The sequence below is a fragment of the Variovorax sp. dw_308 genome (genome assembly GCF_019207085.1).
GTDB lineage: Bacteria > Pseudomonadota > Gammaproteobacteria > Burkholderiales > Burkholderiaceae_C > Variovorax.
This window is the reverse complement of record NZ_JAATOM010000018.1, coordinates 1-11,000: the sequence shown is the minus strand read 5'-3', so window position 1 is coordinate 11,000 and position 11,000 is coordinate 1. Positions and strand designations below refer to the sequence as shown.

Annotated in this window: 8 protein-coding genes and 2 pseudogenes; 8 read left to right on the top strand and 2 right to left on the bottom strand. The window is 64.8% G+C overall.

The window, feature by feature from the left end:
• Positions 1–300: 300 nt before the first annotated feature.
• Positions 301–703, top strand: a pseudogene (locus tag HCU76_RS36825) (ATP-binding protein); the annotation flags it as partial.
• 1,348 nt (positions 704–2,051) lie between these two features.
• Positions 2,052–2,465, top strand: coding sequence for an ABC transporter substrate binding protein (locus HCU76_RS37295; RefSeq protein ID WP_371319905.1), 414 nt, complete (start codon positions 2,052–2,054; stop codon positions 2,463–2,465).
• Positions 2,466–2,813: 348 nt separating this feature from the next.
• Here HCU76_RS37295 and HCU76_RS26450 read toward each other — a convergent pair whose 3' ends face one another.
• Positions 2,814–3,701: a LysR family transcriptional regulator gene (locus HCU76_RS26450; protein WP_213957975.1), complete on the bottom strand. Its 888-nt coding sequence runs from the start codon at positions 3,699–3,701 to the stop codon at positions 2,814–2,816.
• Positions 3,702–3,854: 153 nt separating this feature from the next.
• Between HCU76_RS26450 and HCU76_RS26445 the strand changes: the two genes are divergently transcribed.
• Positions 3,855–4,289: a nuclear transport factor 2 family protein gene (locus tag HCU76_RS26445; protein ID WP_213957974.1), complete on the top strand. Its 435-nt coding sequence runs from the start codon at positions 3,855–3,857 to the stop codon at positions 4,287–4,289.
• A gap of 77 nt (positions 4,290–4,366) precedes the next feature.
• Here the strand turns inward: HCU76_RS26445 and HCU76_RS26440 are convergent.
• Positions 4,367–4,542, bottom strand: a pseudogene (locus HCU76_RS26440) (IS110 family transposase); the annotation flags it as partial.
• 106 nt (positions 4,543–4,648) lie between these two features.
• Here HCU76_RS26440 and HCU76_RS26435 point away from each other — a divergent pair.
• From HCU76_RS26435 to HCU76_RS26415, 5 genes are all read left to right on the top strand, one after another.
• Positions 4,649–5,638 (top strand): tripartite tricarboxylate transporter substrate binding protein, encoded by a 990-nt coding sequence (locus HCU76_RS26435; RefSeq protein WP_213957973.1) that lies wholly within the window; start codon positions 4,649–4,651, stop codon positions 5,636–5,638.
• A 24-nt stretch (positions 5,639–5,662) separates the two neighbouring features.
• On the top strand, positions 5,663–6,535 hold the full coding sequence (locus HCU76_RS26430) for a fumarylacetoacetate hydrolase family protein (RefSeq protein ID WP_213957972.1): 873 nt from the start codon (positions 5,663–5,665) through the stop codon (positions 6,533–6,535).
• Positions 6,532–7,116 carry a VOC family protein gene (locus tag HCU76_RS26425; RefSeq protein ID WP_213957971.1) on the top strand — a complete coding sequence of 195 codons (585 nt, stop codon included), beginning with the start codon at positions 6,532–6,534 and terminating at the stop codon, positions 7,114–7,116. The genes HCU76_RS26430 and HCU76_RS26425 overlap by 4 nt, the downstream gene beginning before the upstream one ends.
• A 112-nt stretch (positions 7,117–7,228) precedes the next feature.
• Positions 7,229–8,941, top strand: coding sequence for an FAD-dependent monooxygenase (locus tag HCU76_RS26420; protein ID WP_218511086.1), 1,713 nt, complete (start codon positions 7,229–7,231; stop codon positions 8,939–8,941).
• A 4-nt stretch (positions 8,942–8,945) separates the two neighbouring features.
• Positions 8,946–10,490 (top strand): acetolactate synthase large subunit, encoded by a 1,545-nt coding sequence (locus tag HCU76_RS26415; RefSeq protein WP_213957969.1) that lies wholly within the window; start codon positions 8,946–8,948, stop codon positions 10,488–10,490.
• Positions 10,491–11,000: the final 510 nt, after the last annotated feature.

Here is an 11,000-nt window from a genome sequence, read left to right as displayed (position 1 = left end):
CTTGCGGGCGCGACGCCTCGACACGGACGCCAACGACCTGCTCTACCAGTACGAGGCCGCACGCGACTACGATCCGTCGCCCGGTCTCGATGGACTTCGGGCGCCCGTGCTGACTGTCGTGTCCGCCGACGACGAGCGCAATCCGCAGGAAACCGGAACCTTGGAGCGCGCCATCGGCCATCTGCCGAACGCACGGCTTTTCGTCGTGCCGTCGAGCGCCAACACCTGCGGGCATGGCACGGTGCGCTTCGCGAAATGGTGGTCGGAAGAACTGGCGAATTTTCTAACTACAGTACTATCACGGCGGCTCTACTGCTGCGCGAGCTGGCGTCGCTGGTCAGCGACTCGGCCTTGCGCCGGCGGCTTCGCCACTGCGCCGCTCCGACCTGCTCATGATCGATGAGGTCGGCTACCTGTCGTACTCGAACCGCCATGCCGATCTGCTGTTCGAGCTGATCAGCCGGCGCTACCAACACAAGAGCGCACGGTGGCCACCACGAACAAACCGTTCGCAGAATGGGCCGAGGTGTTCCCCAATGCAGCCTGTGTCGTCTCGTTGATCGACCGGCTGATGCATCGCGCCGAGGTCTTGCGCATCGATGGCAAATCCTATCGCCAGAAGGAGGCCGACGAACGGGAGGCGGCGCGCAAGGCCGAGCGCGCTGCACGCAAGCCGTCGCCGCGCGCGAGCAAGGCCCCGTAATGACGCGACGCTCGACCCTACCGTCGCCGTTGTTCATGGTGCCGAGCCACTGGTCGCCCGAGCAGGCGCTGGCGGTGCTCGAGAGCCTGCACGCCGTACGTGAGGCCGTCTGGGCGGTCTACGGGCCGCAGGCCCAGCAGGCCTGCGCGATCAGCTTGTTCCCAACAGCGCACCGCCGGACTTCGACCACGACGCGCCGTTCTGATCTTGCGGCCGCAAGGCTCGACACAACGATGGCCCCTACGGGCCCATCGCCACTTCATCACTCGAATGTTGTTCGGTCACTGATCGCAGAAAACCGAGCCCTCGCCAGCGAATAGACGCGGATTTACACCAGCGCCAACAGCTGGCGGCTTCGTGCCTTTGCCGAAGTAACCGCCTCGGAAAAGCGGGCGCGCGGGGACGCAGGCGACGCCGGACTACGAGGGAACACTGTCTAGTTGCTTGCAACGGCCGCTTGGTTCGACCGTGCCCTACAGATTCTGCTTGGTCTTGGCCCTTGGGCCTTGAGTCGGCTATCGTTACGCGTACGATGCTGACGTCGTAACCCGAGGTGATGTCGGCCCTTCTACTGTCCGTCGGCATCGCGAGATGCCTGCCGCCAGCACATTGGGCTTGTAGCTGATAGAAAAGTCATTGGCTTCACAGTTCTCAGGGGGCGCCGCACCGGCCAAGGGCATGATGGCGTCGCTTCGAATCACGGTTGAGAACAACGGCTGCCGCGTCTAGCGGCAATCTGACGCGCAGGGCAACCCGGTCTACGTGGGCCAGGGCACGCACGTCGAGCGAGCGGTTTCGCATCAGGCGGGCGCCTCCAACTCGCGGTTTCGAGAGTGGCTGGCCAAGAACGAGCGGCAAGCGCAGGTTGAAATCATTGGGCCGCTTGGCTCCAAGGAGATGGCGGATGCGGTGGAGACGGCGCTGATTTCTGTGTGCAAACCAGCTGGCGCACTGAAGGACAAGTTCTTCAACGACCACCCTGGAGTCGGCGCCTTTGCGTTTCGACCCCTCGGCGTTCCACCGGAACTGGCAGCGCGTACCACCCAACCTGTGGGCACGGAAGACCTGGTCAAGGTCGCCCAGGAGTATGGGCCGCTCCTCTTCGTGCGGGTGAACAACAAGCCGGCGGTCAATGAAACGGAGGGCGTGGTGCCTGGCTACGACCTGGCAAATCCGCCAACCGACCAGCAAATCGCTCATCGGATGCGCGAGGCCTGGCAGCTTGCGTCCCGCATTCCTGGATTGATTGCGAACCCGGACACCTCGCCGGCGCTCCTCGTTGGAGTGACAGGAGGGCCTGGTACCCAGACCATCATCGGATGCGCACCCATCGACCGCGGTGGCTGGAATGAGGCCAAGCGCATTGACGGCAACCTGGTCATCGTTCCCCTGGCTGGTACCACCATTGATGTGGCAGAGCTGCGTGGTAGGCCCATCCTGCGCGACGCCGGACTGCGGTTTGACCGAGCCAAGTACGCCCACTTCCGTCTCTTCGGACCGAAGGGTTCTTGGTCAAGGCTGGCAAGTCCGCCGACTAACCGCGCGGTCAAGTATGTTGATGAGCTGCGGCACCGATTTGGCTGCGCACTGCAAATACTCGGCCACATTCGTCGCGCGAATTCTCAGGGGAGAAAAAGCCGCCGATCTACCCGTAGGGCGGCGTTCTCGGTTCGATCTCGCCCTCAATCTGGGCACGGCACGCGAGCTCGGCCTCTCGCTGCCGCAGTCGGTCCTCGCGCAGGCTAACATCGTGATCGAATAAGGCGCACGTCCCGCTCGGAAGTGTCAGGTCAGGTTCAAGAAATGCTTGAACGACTGTGAAGAACGCCTGACCTAGTCGTGGTCATCGCCTGGGTGACGGCGGCACTGGCTACCAAGCAGGCCGCAGCCAGATTCCGATCGACACGTACTCCGTCAACTTGAGGGAGCTTGCTTAGGGGGCAGCGAACCGACCGGCGACTTCGCAGCCGGATCCAGCCATCAGCTTCGCTTGCTTGTCGTGCCCCGGCGTCGTGAAAGAGGGCGCGCACGGGGTGAGACGAGGATTGACCGTGCCCCCGACGTTCGGGCGCCGGTTTCCGAGCGATCACCGGTCAACGATCGCTGCACGTCAGGTCGTCAACCCGTCCCGTCTGCAGACGATATGCAACTCCTCCACGAAGACGTCATGCACCCTGGTCGGCGACGCACTTGGGCGCAAGGTGCCGACTCGGCGCTTGCGTGGCCACTCGAGCGGCAGGGCACGCAACTCTTTCGACTTCAGCCAGGTCTGCACCTGCGCCCGATAGAAGACCGATAGGAGATCGGACTCCAGGACCATCTGGCGCCGCAGCGGAACGCTCTCGGTCTCGAGGACGACGTGTGGCACGGCCAAATCACGGAGGCGAAGGAAGTCTTGTAGGAGGTGCCGGGAGGCCTGCCCTTCCGGGCCAATGATCCAGCGCGCGTCGGTCAGCGCGGACGAGCGCACTTGCTTCGCCGAAAACAATGGACTGCGGGCGCTGCATGCGATGATGGCCTCCTCAATGTAAACCGTTTTTTCAACGATCGTTGGTCTGGGCGGCTGATCCGGAAGCGCTCCGAAGATGAAGTCGATCTGCGCGCTGAGAAGCTGGTCCACCATGCCCTGAAAGGACGCGACCTCGACGCGAATCGTCAGTTCCGGGAATGCCTCTTGGGTTTTCAGCAAGGCCTGGGCCGTGGGCACCAGCGGCGGCACTTCTGCGATGCCGATCGTTACCCGGCGCCGTTGGCCTTCGCGCAGCAACTTCATGCTCTTATCGGCACGCTCCAACTCCCCGCGAATGGCACGCGCGTGCTCGATCAGCGCGCCACCGGCTGCCGTCAGTTGCACCCCGCTGTTCGCGCGAACGAACAGGGCAGCGCCCAGGTAGGCCTCCGATCCCTGCAATGTCTTCGACAGCGCCGGTTGCGCGATGTGCAGCGCGCGCGCTGCCTGGCTCACGCTTCCATGCTCCGCGATGGCTAGGATGCGCATTAGGTCACGAAGCGGAAGCGGCATATCAAATAGTGATGGCAGTATCGGATATTGGTATTTTGCGGAATATACCCCTCCCACTAACCTTGGACTGGCCACGCGGCGCATCGACAGACATGCGATCCTGAAATGCGTGGTGAGCAGAGGAGACATATGCAGCAGTCGAAAAGCGCGATCGTTAGCCATTGCCAGCAGCTTGTCGCGGCGTTTGCGGTCCTTGTGGACGCGCGATGCGGTGACGCGGTGGCCGAACTGTTCGCGCAGGACGGTCGGTTCGAACGCCGCGGCGCCACCTTGGCGGGGCGTGAGGAGATCCGTGCAGCCCAGTCGCGGCGCCCGCCAGACCTGTACACCCAACACCTGTGCTTTCAATCACACATCGAGGTGATTGATGAGACGTCAGCGCGTGGCGTGACGCCTTTCCTCCTCTATCGCATCCAGTGCGCCGACCCGGCTGCGCCTGCGTTGCCACTGAGCCTCGCCGCACCGGAGATGGTTGGCCGATTCGAGGACGAATTCAGGCGGACCACCGACGGCTGGCGAATCCAGCACCGCCGTGCGGTGCTGGTACTGGCCGGGCAGTCCTGACGCTGAGGACGCGGGAAGGCAAAAGCGCATCCTTTTCCACAAGGAAACAAGCCAAGCAGCCATCTTGAATGACGAACTCAGGCGATCCCCGCAATCTCATTGCTCCAAGGCATCCTGGTGCAAGCGATCGCGATCAGGACGATCAGCAGCTTGTGCATGCAGGCCAGGAAAGCGACCTTTTTGGGCTTGCCAGCGGCCAGCAGCCTTGCGTAGAAAGCGTTGAGCACGGATTGAAGCGGGTTCCTACCAAGGAAGGGCGACCCGGGCTGCGCAGTGGCGAGTCCCCGTTCACTGAACGACGTGCTTGCCTGCACTTCGATCACTGAGGTTCGAATAATTTGAAAGATAAGGAGACAATCGTGAAGCAGAGACTATTGCGGCTCAGTCGCCTATTGTGCGCCGCCGCACTGGCGGTGGCGCAGGCCGCACTGGCGCAAGGCACCACGTTCCCCGACAAGCCAGTCCACATCATCGTTCCGGGTCCGCCAGGCGCTGCGACCGATGCGATCGCGCGGGGGCTCGGCGAGTTCCTGCGGCCGCGGCTGGGCCAGGCAGTCGTTGTCGAGAACCGGCCCGGCGCCACGGGGATCATTGGTACTTCGTACTTCGCGAAGTCGCCCGCAGACGGGTACACGCTGCTTCTCACCAACAGCGATCCGGTCATCATGAATCCGCTTCTCTATGACAAGCTGCCTTATGACGCCGAGCGCGACCTGGTGCCGGTCGCGAACCTTGGCATCATTTCCGGCATCGTCCTGGCGCATCCTTCCGTGCGTGCCAACTCGATGGTCGAACTGATGGAACTTGGCAGGGCGAAGCCGGGGTCGGTGAAGTGGGCGACATTCGGCGTCGGCAGCTTCGTGCACGTGTATGCGGAATGGCTGTCCAACTCGGGCGGCGCGGGCTTCCTTTCCGTGCCGTACAAGGGCGGCGGTCCGGCCTTGCAGGCCACCATCGCCGGCGAGGTGGATGTCACGCTGTTTGGCATCGGTCCAGCCATTCCCCTGATCGAGGCTGGCCGTGTCAAGCCGCTGGCGATCCTCGGCCCCAAGCGCAGCCCCTTGCTGCCGAATGTGCCCACCCTGGCCGAGCAGGGCTTTCCCCAGTACATCACGACCTGGCTCGGCCTTTTCGCCCCGCGCGGCACGCCGCAAGACGTCGTGCGCAAGATCAATGGCCTCGTGAATCAGGCCATGCAGGATCCGGCCTTCAAGACCAGTGTCATGGATCCGCAGACCATAGACCCGATGGTCGGAAGCCCGGAGGATTTCGCGGAGTTCGTGCGCAAGGACCGCGCCGTGGTCGGGCCCATCGTGCGGGAGTCGAAGGTCAAGATGACCATGGACTGATCGTATGCTGAAACAGATCGCAACATGAAACTTGCCAGAATTCGACACGGCGCGGAGGTTCGCTGGGTTGCTGCGGGACACGAGGGGCTGCGCATCTTGTCGCAGCAGGACGTCATCGACGCCTTGCGTCACACGGGCGCCCCCGGCGGCTGGACGGATGCCGCCGCAATGTCGTCCGAGCTGTCCGGCGCGGCGCTGGAGGTGCCCTTTGTCGAGGACGCCGCGCTGTTCTGCATCGGGCTCAACTACAAGGAACATGTGGAAGAGGTCGAGCGTGACATGCCGCCTTTTCCCTCAGTGTTCCTGCGGCTTGCCCGCAGCGTGGTCGGACACGGGTACCCGCTCGCCATGCCGTCCTCGTCGACGGCATACGATTTCGAAGGCGAGGTGGCGTTCGTCATCGGAAAACCGGGCCGCCACATCGCGCTGGCCGATGCCTGGGACCACGTGGGAGGCTTCACGGTCTTCATGGACGGCAGCGTCAGGGATGTCCAGAAGCAGTCGCTGACGGCAGGAAAGAACTTCCACGCCAGCGGGGCCTGCGGGCCCTGGATCGTGACCAGCGAAAAAATCTCGGATGTGGCCGCGATGCGCATCCGCACGACAGTGAATGGGCGCGAGATGCAATCCTCTTCGACCGACAAGCTGATTTACTCGATTCCGCGCATCGTCCACTACCTGTCTACGTTCACAGAGCTTCGCACCGGGGACATCATCGCCACGGGCACACCGGCTGGGGTCGGAGTGTCGCGCGAGCCCGCGCTGTGGCTAAAGGCCGGTGACGTGGTGGAGGTGACGGTAGATGGCGTCGGTGCGCTGCGCAACACGGTAGCGGCGGACGCGTCTGGCGGCCAGGTAGGCGACGTCCAAGGATTAAGACAGGAAGGTGAGAAATGAACCCAAGTCATGCGATGCGTACCCTGCCCGAGCAAGACCGTCCGCCCGAGAAGCTGGCGCACCTTGTCTTCAAGAGCAGGGACAAGAAGGCCATGATGGACTGGTACGCGACGGTCCTGCTCGCGCGAACCGTATTCGACAACCACTTCATCGGCTTTCTGTCTTTCGACGACGAGCACCATCGAGTGGCGGTGATCGAGATCCCGTCGCTGTCGGGCCCCGCGCCTGCCGCTTCGGGCTTGCACCATGTGGCCTTCACCTACAGCAGCCTTGGCGACCTGCTGCGCACCTTCGTGCGTCTGCGCGACGCTGGCATCATGCCGCACCATTCACTCAACCATGGCCCGACAACGTCCATCTATTACACCGACCCCGACGGCAACCGAGTCGAGCTGCAGATCGACAATTTCGCGGACATGGAGGAAGCGACGGCCTGGCTGTCATCGCCCGAGTTCGAGGAAAACCCGATCGGGGCGAACTTCGAGCCAGAAGCCCTGCTTTCTCGCTATCTGGCAGGCGAGCCGGAGGCGGACCTGAAGCGCCGTCCGAACGTGGGTCCCCGTTCAGCGCCGTCCCGCTAGCGTCGCCGACGACTGGACGCAGCTGTCGCAGCCGTACCGCTGTCCCTGGGGCCGCAGACCCGGGGAGCGCGCGGCTGTCTGCCAACGCAGACCCATTGAAGAAAGAATTTTCATGAACCCAACAGCCGGGCAGCCACAGGGCCCATCAGTCCATCCCGTGCTCATCGTAGGCGGCGGCCCGGTTGGCCTCATGATGGCCCTCCTGCTTGCGCGCCAGGGCCACCGGTCCGTCGTGTTCGAAAAGCGCACGCCGCGTGAGTCGAGTGCGCCCAAGGCCCATGTTTTCAATCCGCGCACCCTGGAGATCTGTCGCGCGCTTGCGATCGACGTCGACGCGCTGCGCGGCGCGTCGGGCCACGGACCCCGCAGCCATCATGCCTTGTTCATGCGCACGCTGGCCGGGCCCTTGCTCGGCAGCCTTCCGCTGGACAGCGAGACGGCCCTGTCGCCTGCCGGGGCCAGCCCGACGCCTCTGCTGAACATCGCGCAGCCGGACTTCGAGCGCGTGCTCCAAGCGCATGCCGCGGCCATGCCCCTGATCGACCTGCGCCACGGCCACACCTTCGTCGACTGCCGCGAGGAGTCGGGTGTTGTAGTCGCCCAGTTCGAATCGGCGGGGGAGAGCTACGTCGAGCGCGGCACCTACCTTGTCGCAGCCGACGGCGCGGGCAGCTCGGTGCGCGAGCGCCTCGGAATTCCGATGGGTGGGATTGCGTCCGTGCGGGCGCGCATCACCATTCATTTCGAGGCCGACCTCCGGCCGATCATCGGCGATCGGGAAGGCGTTCTGTACTGGATTCTCGGTCCCGATGCACCCGGGACGTTCATTGCCTACGATCCCGCCCGTACCTGGGTCTACTCTCCGCGGCTTGCGGCCGAACAGTTCGACAGCGCGGATTTCCCGGACGAGCGCTGCCTAGCAATGATCCGGCGGGCCATCGGCCGCGACGACGTGGACATCCGCATCAGGCATGTGCTGCCCTGGATGATGTCCGCGCAGGTCGCGCAAGAATACCGCGCAGGTCGCTGCTTCCTGGTGGGCGACGCAGCACACCGCTTTCCGCCGACAGGCGGCCTCGGCCTCAATACCGGCATCCAAGACGCGCACAACCTCGCCTGGAAGCTGTCGGCGCTCCTGCGCGAGACCGCGGCCGATGGCGAAGTGCTGCTCGACAGCTACGGCGCGGAGCGCCGGCCGGTGGCGGAGATCAACACGGCGCAGAGTCTCGCTAATGCGCAGAAGCTCCAGGGCCTGTTCGCGCTGGCGACAGGGGTCCTCGCCGATGGGCCGCCTTCGAGCGAAGGGCGCGCCACTCTGGCGGCGGAGCTGGCACTGCACAAGGAGCACTTTCTCAGCGAGGGACTGCAACTCGGCTTCAGCTACGGACCGCCAGTCCATGGGCCCGCCGATCCCCTGCGCTACGAGCCCTCGCTAGAGAGGGGTGCACGACTGCCGCATGCGTGGTTCGAGGAAAGCCCGGGCACGCAGCGCTCGACGCTCGACTTGCTGGATCCGGCGCGCTTCACGCTGCTCACCGGCCGTTGCGCCGACTGGAGCGACGTGGCGGGTGCGCTTCCCGACTGCCGCGAAATCCGCTTGCCGGCGAAATCGAGCTTTTTGACGGGCTGGCTAGCGCTGGAGGCCATCGGTGACAGCGGTGCGCTGCTGGTGCGGCCGGACGGGCACGTTGCGTACCTTGCCGGCGACGCTTCGGCAAAGAGCCAGCGCGCGCTGTGCGATGCGTATGCAGCATTCGGCCTGCGGCTGGGGCAGGAAAATGTGCAGCCCTCTGGGTGCGCCGTGCATTCAGCGACAAGGAGCTGACCACATGAATGGCGCCAAGAGTTTGGTGAAGACCCTGCTGGCCGCGGGCGTGGATACCTGTTTCGCCAACCCCGGCACCAGCGAGATGCACTTCGTGGCGGCGCTGGACCAAGTGCCCGGCATGAGGTGCGTGCTGGGACTGCAGGAGAACGTCGTGACCGGCATGGCCGACGGCTACTACAGGGTGACACGCAAGCCCGCCTGCACGCTGCTGCACTGCGGCCCCGGGCTGGCCAACGGCATGGGCAACCTGCACAACGCGCGGCGGGCACGCAGCGGCATTGTCAACATCGTGGGCGACCAGGCAACTTGCCACCGCCCCTTCGATGCCCCCCTGACGGCGGACACGGCCGGCATGGCACAGACCGTGTCGGCTTGGGTGCGCACCAGCACCCGCACCCCCGAGCTCGGACGCGATGCGGCAGAGGCGGTACGTGCTGCGCGCAGCTATCCCGGCCAGATCGCAACCCTAATCCTGCCGGCAGACGTCTCCTGGTCGGAAGGTGGCGAAGTCGGCACGCCCTTTGCGGCGCCGCCAGCTGCGGCCATCGACGGCGCTGCTATCGATGGCGCTGCCCGCATCCTGCGCGCCCATCAGGGGGACGTGCTCCTGCTGCTGGCCGGCAATGCCGTGTTGGCCGCATCGCAGCGCCTAGCCTGGCGCATCGCCAGCGCCACTGGGGCGAAGGTAATGGCCGACTACGTCACCAGCCACTTGGCGCGCGGACGCGGCAATCTGCCGCTCGAGCGCGTCCCCTACGCCATGGAGGCGGCGATCCGGGTTCTAGCGCCCTTCAAGCACATCATCCTGGTCAACGCTCGCCCGCCCGTGGGATTCTTCGGGTATCCCAACATGCCCTCCGTGCAGCACGCGCCCGATGCGCAACTGCACGTGCTATCGCGTCCAGATCAGAACCCGGATGAAGCTTTGCGCGGATTGGTCGAGGTCCTGAGGGCGCCCGACGTGGCGATGCCAGATCCCGGCCCCCAGCCGGAGGCAGGAAGTGGCGCGCCGACGCCCGAGGGACTGGCCCAGACGTTAGCGGCCCTGATGCCTGAGAACGCCATCGTTTCCGACGAAAGCATTTCCTACGGCCGCGGCTTCTACAAGTCCACCCATGCAGCACCGGCGCACGACTGGCTGCACTTGGCCGGTGGGGCCATCGGCGATGGTATGCCCGTGGCCACAGGTGCCGCGTTGGGAGCGGGCAAGAGGCGGCGGGTCATCAGCCTGCAGGCCGACGGTTCGGCGATGTATTCGCTGCAATCACTGTGGACGCAGGCTCGCGAGCGATTGCCGGTGACTACCATCATTCTGAACAACGGCAAGTACAACATCCTGATCGGCGAGTACGGGAACGTCGGCGCGTCGCCAGGCGAAACCGCCATGAGCATGCTGGACCTGGGGAACCCCCCGCTTAGCTGGGTCAAGCTGGCGAACGGCATGGGGGTGGAGGCCGCACGCGCGACCACGCTGGATGAATTGGGAAGGCTGATGCGTTCCAGCTTCGGACGAATTGGGCCGTTCTTGATCGAACTGATGGTCTGAGTCGCCAGGCGTCAGCGGGTGCCGCCGTCACAGGGGCCGCGCGACCCAGCGCGCCGACTCGCAGGATTGCCATATGCCGCGATCCGCGCGCAAGGGCGCGTCGCTGATGCGGCCCTTGCGGCGCAGGTCCCTGATCGGCATCGCGGCCGTACCCTGCTTGATGACCGGATCGGAGCGAACGCCAGCCAACAAGGCCCTACGCGAGTGCCTGGGGAACTCACAGGCCAGCATCGCCGCCACTGCTCAGCCGGCTACGCCTTGATGGCCGGCCATCAACGTCGAGCGCGCGTATCGACTCTATCGCGCGAAAGGTCTGATGGTGCGCAAGCGACGAGCAGTAGAGAAGTCGTCTCTGGCGCGGCGCGAGCTGCCTCGTGAAAGTCCCGAGGCCGCAGCCCCATAGAGCCGCCATTCGCGGCCGACTTGTCGCTGGCCCCGCGACCGCTCAATGCCAGACAGCGTGAGTACGTCCGGAGGCGACCACTGGCGCGCCGTGCTTCAGCAACGGGA

Excerpts from the sequence above, each read along its gene's own strand:
- HCU76_RS37295 (WP_371319905.1), top strand. The coding sequence starts at position 2,052 with ATGAGGCCAAGCGCATTGACGGCAACCTGGTCATCGTTCCCCTGGCTG.
- HCU76_RS26450 (WP_213957975.1), bottom strand. The coding sequence starts at position 3,701 with ATGCGCATCCTAGCCATCGCGGAGCATGGAAGCGTGAGCCAGGCAGCG.
- HCU76_RS26445 (WP_213957974.1), top strand. The coding sequence starts at position 3,855 with ATGCAGCAGTCGAAAAGCGCGATCGTTAGCCATTGCCAGCAGCTTGTC.
- HCU76_RS26430 (WP_213957972.1), top strand. The coding sequence starts at position 5,663 with ATGAAACTTGCCAGAATTCGACACGGCGCGGAGGTTCGCTGGGTTGCT.
- HCU76_RS26425 (WP_213957971.1), top strand. The coding sequence starts at position 6,532 with ATGAACCCAAGTCATGCGATGCGTACCCTGCCCGAGCAAGACCGTCCG.
- HCU76_RS26420 (WP_218511086.1), top strand. The coding sequence starts at position 7,229 with ATGAACCCAACAGCCGGGCAGCCACAGGGCCCATCAGTCCATCCCGTG.
- HCU76_RS26415 (WP_213957969.1), top strand. The coding sequence starts at position 8,946 with ATGAATGGCGCCAAGAGTTTGGTGAAGACCCTGCTGGCCGCGGGCGTG.